At 41.5% G+C, this 23,215-nt stretch carries 19 protein-coding genes; 14 read left to right on the top strand and 5 right to left on the bottom strand.

Annotated features, from left to right (window positions below):
• Positions 1–21: 21 nt before the first annotated feature.
• Positions 22–804, bottom strand: a complete 783-nt coding sequence (xni, locus tag V6259_RS04080; RefSeq protein WP_341583417.1) for a flap endonuclease Xni — start codon at positions 802–804, stop codon at positions 22–24.
• A gap of 117 nt (positions 805–921) precedes the next feature.
• Between xni and V6259_RS04085 the strand changes: the two genes are divergently transcribed.
• The gene (locus V6259_RS04085; protein WP_341583418.1) at positions 922–2,157 is read left to right on the top strand and encodes a hypothetical protein; all 1,236 of its coding nucleotides are present in this window, start codon (positions 922–924) and stop codon (positions 2,155–2,157) included.
• Positions 2,158–2,331: 174 nt separating this feature from the next.
• Positions 2,332–3,654, top strand: a complete 1,323-nt coding sequence (locus tag V6259_RS04090; RefSeq protein WP_341583419.1) for a TolC family outer membrane protein — start codon at positions 2,332–2,334, stop codon at positions 3,652–3,654.
• A gap of 166 nt (positions 3,655–3,820) precedes the next feature.
• Here V6259_RS04090 and V6259_RS04095 read toward each other — a convergent pair whose 3' ends face one another.
• Positions 3,821–5,119, bottom strand: coding sequence for a M18 family aminopeptidase (locus V6259_RS04095; protein ID WP_341583420.1), 1,299 nt, complete (start codon positions 5,117–5,119; stop codon positions 3,821–3,823).
• Between the two features lie 122 nt (positions 5,120–5,241).
• Between V6259_RS04095 and V6259_RS04100 the strand changes: the two genes are divergently transcribed.
• From V6259_RS04100 to V6259_RS04120, 5 genes are all read left to right on the top strand, one after another.
• Positions 5,242–7,302 (top strand): carboxy terminal-processing peptidase, encoded by a 2,061-nt coding sequence (locus V6259_RS04100; protein WP_133010963.1) that lies wholly within the window; start codon positions 5,242–5,244, stop codon positions 7,300–7,302.
• 211 nt (positions 7,303–7,513) lie between these two features.
• The gene (ybfE, locus tag V6259_RS04105; protein WP_133010962.1) at positions 7,514–7,813 is read left to right on the top strand and encodes a LexA regulated protein; all 300 of its coding nucleotides are present in this window, start codon (positions 7,514–7,516) and stop codon (positions 7,811–7,813) included.
• 67 nt (positions 7,814–7,880) lie between these two features.
• Positions 7,881–8,456, top strand: coding sequence for a thymidine kinase (locus V6259_RS04110; RefSeq protein ID WP_341583421.1), 576 nt, complete (start codon positions 7,881–7,883; stop codon positions 8,454–8,456).
• Positions 8,457–8,461: 5 nt separating this feature from the next.
• Complete coding sequence (locus tag V6259_RS04115; RefSeq protein WP_341583422.1) at positions 8,462–9,364, top strand: recombination-associated protein RdgC; 903 nt, start codon at positions 8,462–8,464, stop codon at positions 9,362–9,364.
• Positions 9,365–9,540: 176 nt separating this feature from the next.
• Complete coding sequence (locus V6259_RS04120) at positions 9,541–10,704, top strand: cation diffusion facilitator family transporter (protein ID WP_133010959.1); 1,164 nt, start codon at positions 9,541–9,543, stop codon at positions 10,702–10,704.
• A 5-nt stretch (positions 10,705–10,709) separates the two neighbouring features.
• Here V6259_RS04120 and rmuC read toward each other — a convergent pair whose 3' ends face one another.
• Entirely contained in the window at positions 10,710–12,023 is a 1,314-nt protein-coding gene (rmuC, locus tag V6259_RS04125) for a DNA recombination protein RmuC (RefSeq protein WP_133010958.1), read from the bottom strand.
• Between the two features lie 65 nt (positions 12,024–12,088).
• Here rmuC and V6259_RS04130 point away from each other — a divergent pair, with 65 nt between their 5' ends.
• From V6259_RS04130 to V6259_RS04140, 3 genes are read left to right on the top strand one after another with little or no spacing between them, the layout of a single operon-like run.
• Complete coding sequence (locus tag V6259_RS04130) at positions 12,089–12,706, top strand: YigZ family protein (RefSeq protein ID WP_133010957.1); 618 nt, start codon at positions 12,089–12,091, stop codon at positions 12,704–12,706.
• Between the two features lie 2 nt (positions 12,707–12,708).
• Positions 12,709–15,537: an RNA polymerase-associated protein RapA gene (gene rapA / locus V6259_RS04135; protein ID WP_341583423.1), complete on the top strand. Its 2,829-nt coding sequence runs from the start codon at positions 12,709–12,711 to the stop codon at positions 15,535–15,537.
• 6 nt (positions 15,538–15,543) lie between these two features.
• A complete protein-coding gene (locus V6259_RS04140) occupies positions 15,544–16,200 on the top strand; it encodes an RluA family pseudouridine synthase (protein ID WP_341583424.1) in 657 nt (218 codons plus the stop codon).
• 334 nt (positions 16,201–16,534) lie between these two features.
• Here V6259_RS04140 and V6259_RS04145 read toward each other — a convergent pair whose 3' ends face one another.
• Positions 16,535–16,858, bottom strand: a complete 324-nt coding sequence (locus V6259_RS04145) for a hypothetical protein (RefSeq protein ID WP_341583425.1) — start codon at positions 16,856–16,858, stop codon at positions 16,535–16,537.
• A 903-nt stretch (positions 16,859–17,761) separates the two neighbouring features.
• Entirely contained in the window at positions 17,762–18,598 is an 837-nt protein-coding gene (locus tag V6259_RS04150) for a helix-turn-helix domain-containing protein (protein WP_341583426.1), read from the bottom strand.
• Positions 18,599–19,042: 444 nt separating this feature from the next.
• On the opposite strand from V6259_RS04150, the gene V6259_RS04155 reads away from it, so the two are divergent.
• From V6259_RS04155 to V6259_RS04170, 4 genes are all read left to right on the top strand, one after another.
• A complete protein-coding gene (locus tag V6259_RS04155; RefSeq protein ID WP_341583427.1) occupies positions 19,043–20,329 on the top strand; it encodes an NAD(P)/FAD-dependent oxidoreductase in 1,287 nt (428 codons plus the stop codon).
• Between the two features lie 62 nt (positions 20,330–20,391).
• Positions 20,392–20,652: a cupin domain-containing protein gene (locus V6259_RS04160; protein ID WP_341583428.1), complete on the top strand. Its 261-nt coding sequence runs from the start codon at positions 20,392–20,394 to the stop codon at positions 20,650–20,652.
• A 47-nt stretch (positions 20,653–20,699) separates the two neighbouring features.
• Positions 20,700–22,139 (top strand): aldehyde dehydrogenase, encoded by a 1,440-nt coding sequence (aldA, locus tag V6259_RS04165; RefSeq protein WP_341583429.1) that lies wholly within the window; start codon positions 20,700–20,702, stop codon positions 22,137–22,139.
• A gap of 313 nt (positions 22,140–22,452) precedes the next feature.
• On the top strand, positions 22,453–23,215 hold a 763-nt coding region (locus tag V6259_RS04170), incomplete at its 3' end, for a TRAP transporter substrate-binding protein (protein ID WP_341583430.1).

Genomic DNA, 23,215 nt, shown 5'->3' on the forward strand with positions numbered 1-23,215 from the left:
CAAACCATAATGCCTGCTCTTTTATGTCGGTTGATAAACAAGCTGAGAAAGTCTCACACCAATTTCAGCATCTACTTTTAGTGACACTAGCCGACGTGATAATAAGCATTGCTCATAGTTGTCTGATAAAAGATGCTGAATACGGTCTGAAAAGGACGTTACATTTTGGTAGATGCTTTCTATCGTGGAGTGCGTTTCCATAATAGACAACGCTGTTTTTGGACCTATGCCTTTTACGCCTGGTATACGGTTAGTGGTATCACCAACAAGCGCCCAGTAATCTGCCAGTTGAGTGGCTTGAACGCCGTATTTACCTGGTACCCATACCTTGTCGTACCCGAGCTTGGCAAAATAATCGTATTGCAGGATATTTTCATTATCAAGCAACTGAGTGAAACCTTTATCGGTAGAAACAATGTATGACTTAACCCCTTTATTTGCGGCCTTTACCGCTAGGGTTGCAATTAAGTCATCCGCCTCCCAACCCGTTAATCGTAAACAATGGATCTTGTTATATCGAAACACTTTAGCGAAATCAGGTAACGACTCCAGTAATTGATCATCCATTGGAACTCGACCTAACTTATACTCAGGGAAAATTTTATGACGCCAAGTTTGTCCACTAGAATCGAACACAACCACCATATGAGACGGTACGATTTGATGAATTAATTTGACCAACGCATCAATAGAAATACTTTGTGTGCGTTCCACTCGACGATCTAAATCTTTCTCAGATTCAAGTGCTGCATAAAGACGGCGAATCAAATTCAGTCCATCAATGATTAGTAATCGTTTATCCACTCTCGACCCTTTATTTACACGCTGTGATATTAATGCCATATTTTGCTTGTAGATTACCATGCTCAGGCAAGTAGAACGACACAGCGACGCTCAATCATTGATGAACAGAAGGACTTTATGAAAAGCTTGACGATATATTTCTGCCTACCATTATTATTTATTGGCACTCAGGGCATCGCCCACGCGTCACCAATACGAGCAGTAATTGACGCTCAAAATAGCCAGATTGTCGAAAACATTGCACCGTCCAAAACACCTAGCTTGTCGGTTAACCAAGGCAGTCTGTTGCCTTTAGTAGCCAACTTCTCACCCGTTACACAAATACATCCAGCAAACTATCATGATTGGTCTTCTCAAGTCGGCTACCCAGTAACAGTCGACAGTAAGCAAAGAGACCTCTCTTATTCTGGAGAGTTGGTTAATATTGAGCAACCTAACGGCAGCTTTGCTCTTAAAGTAAATAACACATTAATCACTCTGCCCATGAATGACTTTTACCTTATCCCAACAAAAGCTCACTCTCTTCATAAAAGTGACATCGCTCAGTACCCAAGTATTGTAAGTTATCAATCCAATGACGTATCTTGGACACCTAAGCGTACGCTTATCTTTGCAAATGGCCTTGTTTCCATTATCAACTCAGCGGAAATTCATAACAGATCAACGCATGCTATTACCTTAAACAAAAGCCTCCTCCACTACTCGCCAATCTCTATGATGAGGGCCAAAGCGCTACAGAGCACAATGAGATTAAATGAAAGTGATGCTTCACCTAGCTACGCAAACAGTGAAGTCACCTATCCGTTAGGAACCACTCATTTAAAAGCTAATTCAGACACATTAGTTAAACTTATTCGACTAGAATCAAACATCGAAAAAAGTCAGCATAGCGCCACTATTTTCACCTCACTTAGTGACTCAGGCAATATGCCACTCACTTTTCAAAATACGCTCTACTTCACCCTTAACAGCGCAGCACTCCCTGGACAATATCAGACATTTTGGCAACGTAATGGCCTGCTCATTCCTAGCAACAGCACTAACATTAATAGTGCACGAGCCAAACAAGAAATTAGTGTGATCACCAATAAAAGCTTTGATTTAACAGGCAATTTATCTCTTATTAGCAGCACGTCGCAAAAGCTGCCAACAACACAAGTTTGGGAACTTACTATTAGCAACCATGCCAACAAACCGCAAAGCTATTTTATTACGCAAAATACACGAGGCATCATTAGTAATGTGGAAGGCGCAAACATTAATAAGAAAACAGCCAGTAGCTTAGAGATGAAAGGAGAACTTCAGGCAAATAAAACTCAGAGAATTCGCTATCAAATTCATCTAAAAGAATAGATATTGCAAACAATAACAACGCGATGCATTGAATTTACACAATGCATATCTTTTTAACTTTTCTGATTATGATATGGTCAACAGTAATAATAGATATACTCTTTACCCTACTGCCATCTACTCACGCCGTAGGGTAATATAACTATATTTCATACTAAGAGCCGATCAAAATCCATGAAAAAGCATATCATCTCTACTCTTATAGCTGCTGCGACAATCAGCAGCGCGACCGTTCATGCTGAAAGCTTATATGATGTCTATAAGTTGGCAATCCAAACGGATCCAGGTCTTAGAGCTGCTGCCGCAACTTACAATGCTCAAAAGGAGCAGGTTACTGTAACAAAAGGCAGTCTATACCCTAGCATTTCCCTTAATGGGAGTTTGGGGTATGCAAAGAATGACACTCCAACGACCAACTACGACGCAAAAACCAATGCCGTATCATTGGATTTAGATTATCCCATCTATTCGCCAGCTTTAAATTACGGTGTTGACGCCGTTGAGCTAAATTATAAAAGTGCTGGCGTTAGTTACGACAATAAAAAAGAGAACTTATCTCTTACCGCTCTCACTGATTATTTTAATTTACTAATGGCTCAGTCAACGCTTAATACGACCTTGTCACAAGTAAAAAGCACCAAAAGTGAACTTGATCAAGTTCAAAAACAATATGACGTAGGTTTGGTATCTATTACTGATCTTCAAGATGCTCAAGCTGAATACGATGCCGTCAAAGTTACCGAACTAACCGATCGATCCAATGTGGCTTACGCTCAAAAAGTACTTTTACAATTAACCGGACGTGTCATTACCAACATCCCAGAATTGTCAAAAAGCTACCCTATTAAACTTGATCCAACGATGACAGTTGATTCTTTGATTCAACAAGCCATTAAAAATAACAAAGAGCTTAGTATTCTTGATATTTCCGTGCAAAGCGCTGAAAACAATATAGACATCAAGAAGGCCAGTGGTCGTACACCAACCGTTTCCATTACTGGCTCATTATCTCGCTCTAACAGCCAAAGCAATCCAAATACTAGCACCCCTGATGGTACTTATAATAAGGGCGCAATTGGTCTAGCGGTTAATATGCCTTTATACAGTGGTGGATCGATTAATGCGTCCATCAGACAAGCCGCTGCCGAAGCTGAAGCAAGCCGCGAATCTCGTGACAGTGCCTTACAATCGATTGAACTCAACATTAGAAGTTTGTTCTTAGAGCTTCAAACGTCTGTTGCACGAATCCATGCACAGCAAGTGTTAATTAAATCACGTCAAAGCGCCCTCGAAGCCAGTAAAGCGGGCTACGAAGTCGGTACACGAAACCTAGTTGAACTATTGACAGCGCAATCAAATTTATTTGATGCTCGCAACGCTTACCAGCAATACCGTTACAGCTTTGTATTGCAAAAACTGCAATTGCTTGAAGCGACTGGGGATTTAACAGAAGATAAAATCAAAGGATTGGATAAGTGGTTAGTCGCCGCTAAATAATCCAATTTCTAAAAAAACGCCGTGAAACTTTCGCTTCACGGCGTTTTTTTTGCATTGCTGTTTCACTAACAAAAGTATTAATACCTCTATCTTAATATCTCTGCCTTAATACCTCTGCTCTAATACTTTTGTTTTAGCACCCATTCGCTAATACAAAGTTAGTATATTAACGTGTTATCAACTTTCCACGTTTCATAAAGCGCGCCAATACTTTATAAAGACCATGGGCATCATGACTGCCAGCTAATTCTCTGATTGAATGCATACCGAAGGTTGGTAAACCGATATCAATCGTTGGTACGCCAATTTCTCCAGAGGTAATAGGACCAATCGTACTACCACAAGCCATATCGCTTCGCACCACAAAACTCTGCACCGTATAATCTTCTTCTGCAGCAATATCACGATAGATGCTAGACGTTTCACTGTTGGTCGCATAACGCTGATTCGCGTTAACTTTAATCACCGCTCCCTTATTGATCATAGGAGCATGATTTGCATCGTGCTTACTCGCATAATTTGGATGTAGCGCATGAGCATTATCCGCTGAGACTAGCATAGAACGCTGCATGGCTTGAACATAGCGCTCTGGGTTAGGAGACAATCTTCTTAATACGTCGTCAAGAAACGGCCCATTGGCTCCGCATGCGGACAAACTGCCAATTTCTTCATGATCAGTACAAATAAGCAAACTAGGACGCTGCATATCAGAATCTACTAACGCTTGAAGACCAACAAAGCAACTTAGCAAGTTATCCAAGCGAGCAGAACAAATGTACTCTTGATGAAGTCCTACCAAAGCAGGTGCTTGAGTATCATAAAGACTCAGTTCAAAATCCAAAATAGTGGCGACTTGTGCATCAGGATGTTGTTTCTCAACTTGCGTTTTCAACAGAACCTGTAAATCAAACTCATTTTCTGCACCACATAAAATAGGCAATATTTCCGTTTGTGGATTAACGGAAAAAGCCTCGTTGGCTTGTCGGTTTAAATGAATGGCTAAATTGGGAACGACGGCAATAGGGTCCTTAAAATCGACCAAACAACTAACGATACTCCCCTCTTGATTCTTAAAACTAACCCGCCCAGCAATAGATAAATCGCGATCTAGCCATGTGTGAAGTAAAGCGCCGCCATATACTTCAACACCTAATTGATGATAGCCATGACGCTGAACGTGAGCATTGGGTTTTAATTTCAAACATGGACTATCGGTATGAGCCCCGACCATGCGCCACCCTGTTTGATGAAAATCTATCTGTGGTGTGGTAAAAGCAATGATGGAAGATTCATTGCGAGTAACAAAATATTTTCCACCTTCATCGATAACCCAACTTTGCTCTTCAAACAACTCAATGAAGCCGGCATCGGTTAACGCGTTACGCATACTGTCTGTGGCATGGAAAGGAGTAGGAGAATCTTTTAAAAAGGACAACAATGAATGATTAAAGTTAGAATGTTCCATAATTTCCTGAAGGACAATACCTTAAAAAAGTGACTTTTTAGCAGTTAGGCTAGCCTTACTGCTCTGTGTCTAATATGATTTTAACTAATTACATAAATACAGACTAAGAGAACCCATACCGGATGAACTATAAACGCCTATTATTTTGCCTTTTCACGGGTCTTATTTTTGCCTCGGCACAAGCAAATGCCTACACAGACCTTCAACCACCGCATGAGTATGACAAAGTCTCCAAGCAACTAGTAAGTATGCTAGAAAGCGAACACTATGACAAACCCACTATTGATAATCAAATCTCAGAAAAGGCGTTCGGATATTACCTGGATGCTCTAGACCCATCCAAAAGCTTCTTACTGCAAAGTGACGTTGACGCCTTGTCTAAATACAAAGACAGCCTTGACGATGCTCTACGTAACGGTGACACACAAGTTGCCTACACTATCTACAATCTCTTCGACAAACGCATCGAAGATCGTTTAAATGAAGTTGAAAAAGACATTCCTAGCATCGTTAAAGGCTTCGATTACACAAAAAAAGAATCACTGAATAATGACCCAGAAAAATTGAAATGGGCCACCAGCGAAAGTGAACTCAATGATTATTGGCGAAAACGTTTAAAGAACAGAGCGCTTGTTCTAAAAATGAACGGAGACTCTCAAGAAAAAATCATCGAAACGTTAACTCGTCGTTATAAAAATCAGCTTAGACAAGTTGAGCAAACAAACGCCGTCGACGTATATCAAATTTTTGCTAATTCCATTACCGCAACACTAGACCCTCACACGTCTTACTTTGCACCACGCGCTTCTGAGACCTTCAACATCAATATGAGCCTGTCACTAGAAGGCATTGGCGCTGTATTGCAAGCTGACGACAATTACACAAAAATCGTTCGCTTAGTTCCCGGCGGTCCAGCTGCAACGCAAACAGATTTAGCTCCTAACGATAAAATCATTGCAGTAGGTCAAGAAGGCAAACCTATGGTAGATATCGTCGGAATGCGTCTTGACGATGTTGTTGAGATGATTCGTGGTGAACGAAACACCAAGGTGAATCTGGAAATCATTCCGAGTAAAGGCAATGGCCAAACCAGTAAAAAAATCACTATAGTCCGCAAAAAAGTTAAGCTTGAAGATCAGTCTGCGAAAAAAGACATCATTGAGGTTAAGCGTGACGGAAAAACCTACAAAGTAGGCATTATCCACTTACCAACTTTTTACTCTGATTTCGCCGCTATTCAGCGCGGTGACAAAAACTACAAGAGCTCAACTCGTGATACTAAAAAATTGATCGATGAGCTGAAACAAGAAGGCGTTGTTGCATTGATCCTTGATCTAAGAAACAACGGCGGTGGATCACTTCAAGAAGCAAATTCTCTCGCCGGCCTATTCTTCCCATCAGGTCCTGTTGTGCAAATTCGCGATCAAAAAGGTCGCGTAACGCCACTTGGCGACAGCGATGGTAAAACAGATTACAGTGGTCCATTGGCTGTTTTAGTTAACCGAATGAGTGCTTCTGCTTCTGAGATTGTTGCTGGTGCCCTACAAGACTATGGTCGTGCATTAATTCTAGGTAGCCAAACATTTGGTAAAGGCACGGTTCAAGTATTGCAAGATATGGACAAAGGCCAACTTAAAGTCACTCAAGCGAAGTTTTATCGTGTATCAGGCGAAAGTACGCAACATAAAGGCGTTATACCAGACATCACGTTCCCATCCCTGATTGACGACAAACTGGTCGGTGAAAGTGCTTTACGCAATCCACTACCGTGGGACAAAATCCACGAAACTCGTTACCCAGTGTACTGGAACATGAAAGCGTACTTGCCTATTCTTGAACCTCATCACGAAGCTCGCATCAAGAAAGATCCCAACTTTATTGCAGTGGTTGATCAAATTAAAGAATACAAAAAGCAAGCAGAGACTTACAAAACGATTTCTCTAAATGAGAAAACCCGTGAGAAACAGTCCGAAGCCGCGAAGAATAAAGACCTTGAGATTGAAAATGCTCGACGTAAAGCTCTTGGTCTTAAATTGGTTAAATCAGTCGATGATATTAAACCGACCGATAAAGCAGAAGATGATGCCTATGCCCACGAAGCATCAGAAATCTTGCTCGATTTTATAGCGACCAACCAACAAGCGGAAAAAGAAGCGAAAAATCAGCAAGCAAGCCATAACTAACATTAATCTAGGCTAGATAGAGCCCAAAGGCAGTGTGTGATCACACTGCCTTTTCTTTATTAACGCAAATCGAATGGCTTTTGCCTTGGCCTAAAATCAAAATTCCCACATAATAGCGATCTTAAATCTATAAAATACGATTTATTGGTTAACGCGATATATTACCGACATCGTATTGTTCCACCCTTTTTTATTATATGAATTTAATAACATGGCAAAATCGTCCGCCGACAGAAACACCATTGACTTATTTGGCTCATCACGAGGTCGACCTCGTAGCCAACCGTTGACTCGAAAAGATCAGCTAAAAGCCAATAAACGAGCCCAGCGTGAGAAAGAGAAATCCCTCGGGCTAAAGCGATTAGAATTAGTCGTTGATGAAGAAACCATTGCTAAGCTCGACCAACTTTGCGAATTGAATGACGTAAAACGTTCGGAATGGCTAACCATGCAAATCGCGTTGTCTTTTTCAAAATCGAAAACTGGAAAGTTAAAAAAACAGCCCAAATAGTCATCCACATCAGAGTTTGGCTAGACAATTAAATTTAAAAAAACAAACAATGTGATCGACTGACTTTATGGCCAAACTGTATTTTTATTACTCTGCAATGAACGCAGGTAAATCCACCATACTTTTGCAATCTGCTCATAATTATCAAGAACGTGGCATGGCAGTCATGCTATTCACCGCCGCGATTGATGATAGATATGAAATAGGTCAAATTGCGTCACGAATTGGCATCAATGCTGAGGCAAACCTCTTTACTAAAGAGTCTGATCTCTGGTCTCAGATTAAAGACCAGCATCAAACATCGCCACTAAGTTGCATTTTAATTGATGAAGCCCAATTTTTGACCAAAGAACAAGTTTACGCCCTCTCAGATGTCGTCGACACATTAAAGATTCCCGTGCTTGCCTTTGGCATTCGAACGGATTTCCAAGGCGAGTTATTTGCAGGAAGCAAAGCCCTACTCGCATGGTCAGATAAGCTAATCGAATTAAAGACCGTCTGTCACTGTGGTAGTAAAGCCATCATGGTCATTCGAGTTGATGAACAAGGTAAACCAGTAAAAGAAGGCGCTCAGGTAGAAATTGGTGGCAACGACCGCTATTTATCTGTTTGTCGAAAACACTTTAAAGAAGCCGTGAGATAATAATTATGTGGTTCAAGAACGCCCAGATTTTCCAACTAAAAGACACAGAATCACTCGATACCAATGAACTGATTGATAAAATCCCAGAGTTCCCGCTGAAAGAGTGTGGCTCTCAAGAAGAGTTTTCCTTCGGTTGGCTGCCGTTGATTCGTAACAGTGAACAGTGGAGTTTAGCCAGTGATCATTGCCTTTTGTTCCGCGCCGGTAAAGAAGAAAAAGTACTACCAGCAGCCGTTGTACGCGAAGAACTAGAAGCCAAAGTAGCTGAGATAGAACTTATCGAAGGCCGTAAAGTTGGCCGTAAAGAAAAGACTGATATGAAAGACGAATTGGTCTTCACCTTGCGCCCTAAAGCCTTTTCAAAACGCACTGACATCTGGGCATACATTGATTTAAAAGCAAAAATATTAGTTATCAACAGCACTAATGCCAGTATGACGGAACAGCTTTTTAAACATCTACAAACCACACTGGGCAGCTTCCCTATGTCGCCTTTACAGGCACAAGTCTCTCCAGCGTCTTTAATGACCGATTGGCTAACCAAAAACGAAGTACCTGCAAGCCTTGAGACTGGCGATGAGTGCGAGATACAAGACGGCTCTGAAGATAAAGCCACTATTCGTTTCAAATCCCTAGAACCACTTTCAGAAGACGTTACACGTCACTTAGAACAAGGGATGGCCGTGAAGAGCTTAGCGCTTCGCTGGACAGACAAGCTTAGCTTTGTCCTCCATGAAGATCTTACCTTACGTAAAATTAAATTTGACGACGCGCTTAAAGAAGCGGCTTTCAACGACTCCCAAGGGGGTGGTTTGTCAGATATGGACGCTAACTTCTCTCTTATGTCATTAACCATGCGAGAGTTTTACGCGTCTTACTGTCTTTGGTTTGAAATATCACCGGCATAAAGGACAGTAACGACTGGACTATTTTTCCCTGACCTTTTCCACAGATATCGTGGATAAGGCTGGGGAGAACATCCGGTAACCCAGACAACACGCTGATTCACCCAAGTAGTCAATAAACAACGGATTTCGGTACGCGTGACCAAGCACTCTTTTTAAGTCCTATTTACGAGCATTTCATGACAAAACTGCAACAAGAACAATCTATTGCCAAAAGAGTCACCTTAGTCGGTGCTATTTGGGATGCCATTTTGGGAATAGCAAAAATTATCGCCGGCTATTTCTCGCAATCTCAAGCTTTAATTGCCGATGGAATACACTCTTTATCAGACTTAATTACAGATGTTTTTGTCTATTTCGCGTCTTCTAATGCTCGCCAAGGTCCTGACGAAGAGCATCCATACGGTCATTTACGCTTTGAAACGGTGACAACCGTCTTTTTAGGCATGGTGCTCATCGTTGTTGCTGCTGGTATTGGCTATGAGTCCATTCAATCTCAAAAAGAAGCACAAGTAACCTGGTATGGTGTTGCCGCGCTAATGGCGACCATTGGTATTAAAGAAGCCATTTTTCACTATACGAAAAAAGCCGGTGAAGAAATTGGCAGCAAACTGCTTATTGCCAATGCATGGCACAGTCGAAGCGATGCCCTCTCTTCAGTTGCGGTACTAGCCGGCCTGGTTGGTGTCTATTTTGGCTACGCGTGGGCCGATATGCTAGCGTCTATCGTGGTTGCCGTGTTGATCGGAAAAATGGCATTGGGGATGATCTGGGAAAGCCTAACGGAATTGGTAGACACAGCACCAGACCCTAAAACAATTGCCCGTATTAAAGAAACTGCTGACAGTTTAAAAAATGTCATGGCCCCTCATGATGTTCGTGCGCGCTCAATGGCAGGTAAAATCTATCTTGATATGCACATCCACGTGGCCAGCCACGCCAGTGTCAGTGAAGGTCATTTTCTTGGAGAGCTCGTTTCCTATACGATTCGTAAAGCACACCCACAAGTCGTTGATGTGCTAGTCCATATAGACCCGGAAGAAGATTTTGATGAAGTCTTATCCGTCGAAGGCGCTCGACCAGACTATTTAAAGCAACCCGCAAGACATCAAGTCCTTGCTGACCTTAGCTTTTTACTGCGCCAACATTCAGCCTACTTGGATATCAACCAGACTCGCTTACACTATTTGGCCCATAATTTAGACATCGAACTGATTGGTCGTGCCGATAAACTGCCTGAAGAGGCTGATATCCAAAAAGTAACTCAATCTATTTATTTGGATATTCAAGCCGCATCTTATGCTAATTCAGTTGATGTTCTTTGGTCTTTCCCTAAGAAATAAATAACCTAGTTATCCTCTAATTCATCGCTCAGGGCGTCGTGTAGGCGCTCTTGCGGTAATGCCTTCGTCGTTTTCGCGCCCATTTGCTTTAACTTTTCAGCCCGCGACAGTAAATTCCCTCTGCCTTGACTTAATTTTTTCAACGCTGACTCATGACTACGGCTGACAGCATCTAATTTGCCCCCAATATCATCCATATCCTGAACGAACGCAGCAAACTTGTCGTACATGGCCCCTGCTTGGCGTGCAATTTCAATGGCATTTTGGCTCTGTTTTTCGTTACGCCAAATGTTTTGAATAGTGCGTAGCGTAGCCAATAAATTAGATGGCCCGACAATGATAATATTGTGTTCAAACGCTTCACTAAACAAGCCGTTATCTGCCTGTAGAGCAAGCCCAAACGCCGCTTCGATAGGAATAAACAACAACACAAAGTCCAACGAAGTAATGCCAGGCAGATCATGATAAGACTTCGCACTTAAATCTTTCATATGACGACGAACAGCTTCAAGGTGCTGTTTCAACGCTCGATTTCTAGCCTCGTCTGACTCCGCTTCCATGTAAGCCAAGTAGCTGACCAAAACCATTTTAGAGTCCACTACAATCTGCTTACCTTCCGGTAAATGAATCACTACGTCAGGCTGCAAACGACGCCCTTCTTGGGTTTGAAGCGACACTTGAATATCGTATTCACGTCCCTTTTCCAGGCCAGATTTTTCAAGAATACGCTCCAAGATCACTTCGCCCCAGCCACCTTGCAACTTATTCTGTCCTTTTAAAGCCGACGTCAAACTCATCGCATCATCACTGATTTTTTGATTCAACTGCTGTAAGCTTTTAATCTCTCTCACCAAAGAAAAACGCTCGCGTGCTTCTTCTTGGTAGCTTTTGTCTACGCTCTCTTGAAATTTCTGAATCTGACTGCCAAGTGGGGTTAATAAAGTTCCGAGCTGACGTTCATTTTCTTTTGCCAATTGCAGACCTTGTTGGCTCATAATGTCCTGAGCCATTTGTTTAAATTCCGTTTCGTTTTGCTTTTTCTGCTCTCGATAAAAGGTTTCTTTTTCTTGCCAAACACTTTGCGCAGCGGCAAATTGCTGCTCCAAAGTAATCGATTCTTTTTCAAGATAATGAATATGTTCCTTAGATTGCTCAACAAGACGCGTTAACTCTTCATTTTGTTGCTGCATTTTTTCTTGCGTAAGGTGCCACTGGCGTCGCATAGCCTGTACAATAAGCCCGGCAAGGCCAGACAGTAGTATCGCGCCCAAACAAAAGCCCGATAACGCCCAAACTGATTGTGAAAGCCAATCTGTCATATGAATTAAAACCTGCTATTTTTATAGTGAAATCAATCACTCTTGAATTCAATTGATAAGTTTACATGGATTACTACTTAAGCCCAACACACACACAACGCTTTGATCTTGAAATCAAAAATAGTCAGTTCATTACCACCGTGAGCCGTACTAAAGGTCGAGATGCAGCAAAAGCCTTTATTGGTGAGATGCGCGAACGCTACCCAGATGCCAATCACAATTGTTGGACGTTTGTGGCTGGCGCACCAGACAATGTTCATTTGTGGGATCAAAGTGATGACGGCGAACCAAAAGGTACTGCCGGAAAGCCCATGATGAATGTGTTACAACATTCTAATTTCGGTGAAACAACCGTCGTTGTGACACGCTATTTTGGCGGCATTAAACTCGGTGCAGGCGGTTTAGTAAGAGCCTATAGCCAAGCAGTACAAGAAGCATTATCGCAAACAGAATATGAAAATATTTATCCTAGAGTCCCTGTTGAGTTAACAATCACCTATCCTTTACTGGGCAAGGTGGAATACTTTCTCGAACACAGCGACATTGAGATAAGCAATAAAACTTACACCGACAGCATTGTCATTGATCTTGCTGTTATAGAACGCACTTGGCCTGAGCAGAAACAAGCACTGACTGACTTATGCCAAGGCAGCTTAACGTTAATTGAACCGGACAACGTATAACTATGTACCAAACTGGACAAAGATGGAGTAGCCGCAACGAGCCTGATCTAGGCGTCGGCATGATCATTGAAAAACAAAACAAATCCTTCTTATTGCATTTTCCTGATGCAGAAGCGGATCGCCAATACTCAAACGACCAAACCAGTCTTGTACGCCGTTCACTTACCCCTGGCGACCAATTATCTTTCAGAGACGAAACCTTTACCGTCTTAGAAGTAGAAGAGATTGATGGACTCATCGAATATCGCATTAGCGACGATGACGACTGGCTTGAAGAATCACTTATTCAGTTTCCTCGCAACGACAAAAACGAACTAGATTCCATTCTAGCCTTGTCGCCTGCACGTCGTATGTGGTTTGACTTACGTCGTCACACTCTTGAACATCAAGCGGTAAATGCCGCGTCTCAAGTGCGTGGACTAATGGGACTAAAGGCGGAGCTGTTACCGCACCAAATTTATTTGGCACACGACATAGCCAACCGCCCACAAGCGCGCGCGCTTTTATGTGACGAAGTTGGCATGGGTAAAACTCTAGAAGCTGGCCTGATCTTGCATCAACGTCTGCTAAACGGCCTTTGTAAACGCGCCTTGATCCTGACACCAACTAATCTACAACACCAATGGTTAGTAGAGATGCTGCGTCGCTTCCACCAACCATTTAGCTTGATCAGTGAAGCGGTCTATGAAGATTTCATGGACGGTGATGACAACCCATTTGAACAGCAGCCTTTAGTCATTGCACCGATTGATTGGGCCAGCCAACACCCTAAAGCAGCACAACATATGTTGGAAGCAGAATGGGATATGGTTATCGTCGATGAGGCTCATCACCTTACATGGCATCCAGAAACACCTAGTATGGGTTATCAAATTGTGGCTCGCCTTGCAGCGAAATCTGAGTCTTTATTGCTGCTCAGCGCCACCCCAGAACAAACTGGCGAACGCGAACATTTCTCTCGCTTACAATTGCTAGATGCAGACCGTTACCACGATTTTGAGCGTTACCAAGCACAGCAAAATGAACTAAAACAAGCGGCCACGTTAGCGGACGCATTACTGCCTCTCACCGAAGAAGACAACGACACGACTAACGTCAATTGGGAACATGCCTTTGGCAGTTATCTAGACGAAGTCACAGCCAAAGAATGGTTTACCCAACTCTCTGCAAACACCCCAGAGCAACGCGCCAGCGCTGCCAAAGACGCGATCAGTTGGTTAATTGATCGTCATGGTACAGGCCGAGAAATGTTCCGTAACACCCGTGCTGCAGTTGGTGGCTTCCCTAATCGAGAGTTGCACAGCTACCCACTTGAGAACAATGAATTTTTCGAATCTGCTACCAACCATGTTCAACCTGAGACCGATATTCAGGATGGTCTATGGGAAAAAGATCCACGCTGGAGCTGGCTAAAAGAGTTCCTTGAGTGCCAAGCGGATAAAGTACTGGTGATTTGTCACACCGCGGATATGGCCCAATGGCTGAATGACCAATTAACCTTCGCGGGTTTCCAAAGCGCCGATTTCCACGAACAAATGCCCTTAATCCATCGTGATCGTGCAGCCGCTTACTTTGCTGACGATGATGGCGCTCAGATTCTCGTGTGTTCAGAAATTGGCAGTGAAGGTCGTAACTTCCAATTTAGCCATCACATCGTCATGTACGATTTACCAGAGCATCCAGATTTATTAGAACAACGTATTGGTCGTTTGGATCGCTTAGGACAACGTGAAGACGTACAAATCCATGTACCGTATTTATCAAACAGCGTTCAAGAACGCTTGTTCCATTGGTATCACGATGCCCTTAATGCATTCTGCCGTACGACTGGATCTGGCGATAAAGTTGAAGAAGCCTTCCGCGATAGTTTATACGCCTACTTGCATGGACAAGACGACGACACCAACTTACTTGAAGAAGCGAATGTGTATCACACTGCCCTTCTTAAGCAAATGGAAGAAGGTCGTAACCGCTTACTCGAAATGAGCTCTTGCCGCCCTGAGCGTGCTCGCGAGCTGATCGATCTGATCAATGAACAAGCGACCCAAGGTTTGCATAACTATATTGAAGACGTGACACATGCCTTTAATATTCACGCGGAATGCATGGACGACACGCCAGATAAAAGCGCTTGGTTCATTCAACCCTCAACTGACATGATGCTAGAAGCACTGCCTGGTATTGAAGAAGAAGGCAAAATGCTCATGCTGGATCGTCGCCAAGCTAGCCAACGTGAAAATGTTGCGTTTGCCACTTGGGAGCACCCACTGATCACCATGCTAATGGATGAAGTCCAAGGCTTTGACTCTGGTAGATTAACCTCCGCTATCTTACCGATCGCAGGTTTACCAGAAGGCACTGTACTGGTCGAAAGTATGTTTGTGATCGAAGCCACCGCGCACCCGCGCTTGAAGCTATCTCAATCTCTACCGATGACACCAATGTGGCAATTATCCGATTCTAACGGTAAATTTCTGCATCAGCAATTTACTGCAGACAAATGGGCGGAAAAACTTAAAGGCGTGCCGAACCGCGTTGCAGAACAATGGGTTGCCGCCTTACGCAAAAATCTGATCGAAGTATTACAAACTCATCAGTTAAATGCGCAAGACCAAGCTCGCCCGATTGTTCAAGCGGCTAAATCGTCTTATCAACATCGTTGTCAGAGTGAAATTGAGCGTTTAAGTGAACTTAAAACGTTCAACTCAGCCATCTCTGAAGAAGACATTCAGCTACTAGAAACCAACATGCAAGAAGGCTTGGTTCGTATTGATGAGCATCAAATCCGTCTGGATGCGATTCGAATCATTTTAACCACGAAACCGGAATAGTCATTCGTGCTAACGCCATCATCTACACGAATGCAACACGCCACGCTAGACATCCTCTATGAGGATGACTCGTTTGCCGTGATCAACAAACCAGCGAATTGCTTATCTGTACCGGGTCGCGGCCCAGAGAAGCAAGACTCTATTTTGTATCGTGCTGAGCAACACTTCGGTGAAGCCTTTACCATTCATCGTCTGGACGAAGCCACTTCAGGATTGATCCTAGTGGCCAAAACCCACGAATGCCAAAAGCGCATGAATGCCCACTTTCGTGAACGAGAAGTCAAAAAAGAATACCGCGCATTACTGCGTGGTAAACTTTTAGGCCAACGGGGCGAAGTTCGTAAACCACTGCGTTGTGATTGGCCTAATCGACCAAGACAAATCATTTGCACCGATGAGTGGAGTAAAGACTCCATTACCTTTTGGGAACCCATTGCCTACGAAGGCAACAATACCCGCGTTCGGCTCACCCCCTACACTGGCCGCTCCCATCAACTTCGCGTGCACATGCAAAGCATTGGTCACTCCATCATCGGCGATGAATTCTACGATCCAGAATACACCGAAGCCGATCCTCGCCTGCTACTGCATGCCTACCGACTGGAGTTTCGTCATCCTTTCACAAAAGCATGGCTGGCCTTCGTCGCACCCTGTCCTTTTTAACCTAGCTCGAATTAATTTCTATTTTTAACAGGAAAGAGCGAATAATAACCATTAGTTCTTTCTGCTTTTCAGTCTCACACTGCCGTGACTTAATAACACCAGATTAACCTTAGCCGCAGCCAGCTAAAGGGTCATTTCCCTTTAAAACCCTACTGGACTATCAACCACTCAATATGCAAAGCAAGACGGCATGGGTAGGGAGAAGTCTTTTACTAAATACCCCGTAATATATTTTAGTGTTGCAGTCGCTGCTGCATACAGCTTAGAGATGAAGAACCAATCCGTTAGGCCATTCTTAGAGAATAGACAGGGCTTACGAACTCGTGGCACGAAGTTACAAATGCCTTCCCCTATCGTCTAAATCAGACCAATCGACACTAATTATGGGTTGTTCTCGGCTCGAAAATAAACGGCAAATATGCCCGTAAATGGAGAGAGGCTCCTTCTGAATATTCGTGTTAGAAAGCAATCTATTGGCTAGTTTGATCTTATGTTTGTCGTAGGCATCAGATGCTATCCCTCGACCAATGTTGGTAACACTCCCAATGCTCCCTTGAGCTAGGCTTCGAGAGCAGGCGATCAAGGCTTTTTGACGAGTTTTATACATATTTTGGCTAACAAAAGGGATGATTTTGTTGGAAATGTTTGTCGCGTTCATGGCTTTTGTGTTTAGTTTTTTTTGGCGAAATTATTGATCGCCAAGAACCATGAACGCTCTATTATTACACTAACTAATTGTTATTTATTGATGATTTGTGGGGATACTTTAGGATTTGACCACGGTCATTTCCGCAACATTTATCGTAACTCTCAATCAACATAATGACTAATGTCGGTCGTTAATACCTTTTTCTTCAAGAGAATCGGGTTAGCTCTAATTTTCGACACTCTCATGGTCTAATAACACAAGATCAATCGATGTTTCTCTTCGAAACTGCCGCCTACCTCATCGAAAACACCAATTGATTTTATCCATAAAACCACACTAACCTTGTAACAAGGTATGAATGGAGTAACGACAGGAATACGACTGCTCATGGGAGCAAAAAAACTATTTCAGGACGAGAAAATCTTTATCTTAGCGGATTCATATTATCACGCAGTACAAAAGCGAGAAGAACTAAAAGATATCGGGGAGGATTAGATTATTGTTAAATATGCCAAAAAAGATACAACGCCTAAAGAAACACCTTAGAATAAACAAGCGACTAATCCGAACAGAATACTCCAAAGCGGTATTTAATCGAAAGTAGATCACTCGCTTCGGACCATAAAGCGTCAATTTGGTTTTAGAAAAATAATCTATCGAGACTTGAATAAAAACGACAACAAATTGGCGATACTATTTTCCTCAGCTAATGTGCTTAGAACTGATTAGATGATACTAGCAGCAAGATTTCAATCTCCCCATGAACAAAAAAAATCAGCTTATTTTGAGGGGAAAAGTACTAAAAACATGAAATTCTGTACTTTTTTATCGAATAAAGAAATCGATTATTTTACAACCTCTTAATCGTAGCGCCCCTAGTTTTAATAAGAGTTTGGATTTTCCATTTAGCCCTCAACTTCTAGGGGAATGTAGAGTAAACTCCTCTGGACTAATGACGTTCGCTATTGACTGTTTTATATTTTTTGGAATTCTATTGTCTGAGTGGTGAAAGAGGTCACATTTTTTCATTGCTTCTCTGACGTTAATATTTTTACCAAGATATTCAGTAACTATTTTTGCTGAACCGGGTTGATGAGCACAACAACTTGATGCACAGATCATTAAACCTGATAAATATGGGTTATTCGGTCGATAACTCGGTGTAAGAATAGTTTCCGATATAGTTGAGTTTAACTCAGGCTCTGATTCAATGATAAATAGTCGATCTGCCATTAAAAATACTAAACCATGATATTTTATAGTTAATCTAGCGCCTAGCATAGGATTAGTACCACTAGTACGCTCAATATGCTTCATGTAATAGATATCATTACTTTTATAGATTTTCATAAATGAGCGAAAGATAAAGCCTGGAAATCCAAATGAATAAAAATATCGATAATAATACCCTTCATAGCGCTCCATTCGACCTTCTCTATTCGTTAAGAGAGGCATTACAATTTTGGCCATTTTTTCAGGGACTGCAGACTTCGATTGAAGATGCGCGGGAGGCGAAACCTTGCTTTTGAAATCTGTAGGGGGCTCTATTATTTCTTCGTTTTCTACTCCGAAAAAGTCACAGATTTTTTTCAAGTTTTTATAAGATGGAAAACTGTTACCACTTAGATAACGATTAAATTGTTGCCTATTGATATCTAAGAGCCGACAAACTTCTGATATAGAATTATAGAAACCACATAAAAATTTAAGGTTACTAGAAAAGTTTTCTAAAACTATTGTTTTGTTCACGAATATATTCCTTAAATCCAATTAAATGAAGGTGTTTTTAACTTTCTTCATATCAACTATGCTTAATAGTAACGCTATATGACGCGTTACGCTTATTGACCCTACTACATCATGCACTTCTAATAACGCTGCTGACATACAAGTCTATAGCGCACCAAAATAGTTCAAACCTTATAGCCCTACCTAACTAGAGCACCAAGAACACGATAAAACCAACCTCTAGCGCACTACAAAAGTACAGCTAAGTAGCTGCAATTAACACAAAGAAAAGGAACTTATTTTCTATCATATCCCTATAGACATATCAATTCTCTCTGAAAAATAGCTTCACACATGAACCTATTTAACTGCAAATAGCTTCAAATCGACAAGTTGCTTAAGCGTCCTACCTTTTGCTAATTTGGAAACACAATCAATAGCAGCATTACAAAGGTTCTTTCTTATATGTCACTACACTCAAATCAATCGTTCTGGACAAAGACTGCGGTCTCTTATCAAGTTCCAGAACAACTTACAGAGTCTATTTCTGCTGACGTCACTATCATTGGCGCAGGCATTACTGGTTTACGTACAGCATTAGAGTTAGCATCGGTAAACATTAATGTGGTTGTTATTGATAGCCACGAACCTGGCTGGGGGGCTTCTGGACGTACAGGTGGACAAGTAAATCCATTGGCGCATACAGTACCAGAAAAAGTAATCAAACAGTTGGGGGACACTTTTGGACCACGTATGCTTGAGAGCTACGTCAATTCAGGTTATGAACTATTTAATCTAATTAAAAAGCACAACATACAGTGTGATGCTGTCCAAAATGGCTGGATTCGTGGAGCTCACAGCCAGTCATCAGTAAAAGATCTTGAAGAAATGCAGAAAGGGTGGGCTGGATACGGTTTAGACATCAGCTTTATTGAAGGAAAAAAACTTCATAACCTAATAGGATCTACAGCCTATGATGTAGCAACTAATGTAGCATCTGGTGGTTGCATTCAACCATTATCGTATAGTCGAGAACTAGCACGTGTTGCAGTAGCTAAGGGTGCACAAATTTTCGGTAACAGTGCTGTGAAAAGTGTGTCATCTAAAGGTAAAGAGTGGCAGGTTATAACCGAAAAAGGCAGTATAACAAGTCAGTGGGTTGTTTTTTGTACTAATGGTTACACTGATGACACACTAAAAGGTTTAAAACAAACTATTATTCCTCTAGTCAGTGTTCAAGCGGTTACTCGTCCATTAACAAAATCAGAATACGCTAGCATCTTACCCAACGGACATACGTTAGCCGATACTCGACGCGTTATTTATTATTCACGAAAAGACAATCATGACCGCCTTTTATTTGGCAGTTTAGGTATGTCCGAACATTGTAATGGTTCAGATAAAAAACGCTTACACGCTGGCCTGAAAACCGTATTCCCTCAATTAACGCCAGATGATCTTGAATCATATTGGGGTGGACGATTAGCATTCACTGAAGACCTATTACCTCATATACATGAACCAGCTCCTGGCATTCTTGCAGGTCTAGGCTATAACGGACGTGGTGTTGCCATGAGTACTGTAATGGGGCGCATACTATCTGAGCGCATTATTGGTAAAAAACCTGAAGATCTTGCAATCCCAACAACTAAATTTAAATCATTTTCATTTCACAGATTCCATAAAATTGGTGTTTATAGCGCTATTAAAGCTTACGAAATGCGCGATGCATTTGATATTCGGTTTCGCTAGTCAAACCCTGTTTCAGTGAATAACTCACTATTTTACCTAATTTAATTACTTGAGAGACGATTATGATCACAGTTGTAAAACCAAGTACAAAACAGTTAGAAGAAATCAACGAATGGCCAATTTGGGAAAAAGAGTCTAGCCAATTCGATTGGAAAAATGATAAGGACGAAATGTTCTATATTATTGAAGGGTCAGCTAATTTATCGATAACTAAAGGCATCACTCAAGAAATTAATACTGGCGACCTAGTGACAGTAAAGAAAGATGTGATAATCAATTGGGATATCACCTCATATATTCGAAAAAACTTTAAGTTCTTTTGATCAACATACCTGAAAATAACTTTAAAAAATAATAATAGGAAAACATTATGTCTCAAATACAACATTATCAAAACTTCATCAATGGTAATTTTCTATCTTCTGAAAGTGACCGGATTGATGTAATAAACCCTTCTAACCAAGAACTATTAGCGACTATACCAGCGAGTAGCAATGATGCTGTAAATATTGCTGTTGCAAGCGCAAAACAAGCACAAGTTAATTGGGCTCGAAAACCTGCAATTGAACGTGCTGGTTATCTCCACCAAATCGCAAAAAAAGTTCGCGAAAATGCGACACATTTAGCTAAGACTATTTCTCAGGAGCAAGGTAAAGTATTGGCTCTTGCTGAAGTAGAAGTAGGATTTACTGCTGATTATTTGGATTATATGGCTGAATGGGCTCGTCGCATTGAAGGTGAAGTAATTACATCAGATAGAGCTAATGAGACAATTTTTTTACAGCGTAAGCCAATAGGAGTTGTTGGTGGAATTTTACCATGGAACTTCCCATTCTTTTTGATTGCTCGTAAGTTAGCGCCAGCGTTAATTACTGGTAACAGCATCGTTATCAAGCCAAGTGAAGAAACACCAATCAATGCCTTAGAATTTGCAAAACTTGTTGCTGAAACAGACCTACCTGCTGGTGTTTTTAACTTAGTATGTGGCCGTGGAGATGTAGGTGCTAAATTATGTAGTAACCCAGATATTGGCATGATCAGCTTCACAGGTAGTGTTGATACTGGCAAACGCATTATGGCTGCTTGTGCAGAGAATATTACTAAAGTGAACTTAGAATTAGGCGGTAAAGCGCCCGCGATAGTAACAGCAAAAGCTGACCTAGCGCTTGCTGTAAAAGCAATTCATTCTTCACGTATTATCAATACTGGACAAGTATGTAACTGTGCTGAACGTGTTTACGTAGAAAAAGCAGTGGCGAAAAACTTCATCGAGCAATTAACTATTGCAATGAAAGCGACGACTTTTGGAAATCCTTTAGAAGATAAAAGTGTCGACATGGGCCCTTTAGTAAATAAGCAAAGTTTAGAGAAAGTTGCAGCAATGGTTGAGCAAGCAAAATCAGAAGGTGTAGAAGTCTTATGTGGTGGGGCAATTTCAGATAACGCTGAAGGTAACCATTATTTACCGACTGTCTTATTAGTTGATAGCAACCAAAAGTCTGTTATGCAGCAAGAAATTTTTGGTCCAGTTATCCCAGTCATGATTGTTGACAGTTTAGACGACGCCCTTATTTTTGCTAACGAGTCTGATTTCGGTTTGACTTCATCTATTTTCTCAAATGATGCCAACGAAGTAATGAAGGCTTGCCGTGAACTTAAGTTTGGTGAAACGTATGTAAACCGTGAGCATTTTGAAGCTATGCAAGGTTATCACGCAGGAACTCGAAAATCTGGTATTGGTGGCGCAGACGGTAAACACGGCCTATACGAATACACTGAAACACAAGTTGTCTACTGGCAAGAAAACTAGTTAATCTGTTGTACTGGCATTAAATACAAGGAGGAATTTAATGCCAACTAATAAAAAGTTAAAACCAACCATAAGAACCTATAAAAATAAAAACCTTTTTAATCAACTAATGGCATACTAAAAACTTACCAAGGAGATATAAAACTCAAAAGACAATTAAATACAATAATCCTTACACCTCATATTATTAGGTGGTATTTCAATCATAGAACCTAAGAATTATTATAAAAATCACAACACATTTAATAAAAAGAATAAAACAAAAAACATTATCGTCGTTACCAAAATTCCAAATGAGAGGCAGGATATGAAAATGATTAAATCTAAAGCTCCATCGTTAGTTATTGGTTGTGTATTGGCTTGTACTATGTCGATGACAGCAGTTGCAGAGCAATTCAAAATAGCACTAGGTGGCAGTGAAGGTGGTAACCAGTATGCTGTGGCAACTAAGTTTGTTCAGGAATTGGAAGCGCACACAGATGATACGGCGCGTTTGTTCTTGAACAGTCAATTAGGCTCTGAACAGAATACCGTTAATGACGCTGCAATCGGTGTATTGGACTTCTCTATTGTTGCTATCAATAACATCACACCATTTTCTCCAAGTGTTGGCATCTTGACTCTTCCATACATGATTCAAAGTTTAGATGAAGCGATCAAAATCACTCAGGGTCCTGAAGGTGAAAGATTGGTTCAAAATACGATTCGTGACGCTGGTGTTCGTATCGTAGCTTGGACATATTCTGGCTTCCGAGTTTTGAGTAACTCTAAACGACCTGTTAAAACACTTGCTGATTTGAAAGGACTTGTTATTCGAGTTCCTAAAAATGAAATCATGATTGATACGTATCGCTCATGGGGAATCAACCCTACACCGATGGCATGGTCTTCAGTGTTTACTGCATTACAGCAAAAAGTAGTTGATGGACAAGATTTGTCTTTGGTCGAGATTAAAACGTCGAAGTTTGATGAAGTACAAAAATACTTGTCAGATATTCATTACAACTTCTTGCTTGAGCCTATGATCATGTCTGAGTCTGTGTTCCAAGAACAGTCTCCAGCAGATCAAAAAGCGA

The sequence above is a fragment of the Marinomonas sp. TI.3.20 genome (assembly GCF_038155025.1).
GTDB lineage: Bacteria > Pseudomonadota > Gammaproteobacteria > Pseudomonadales > Marinomonadaceae > Marinomonas > Marinomonas flavescens.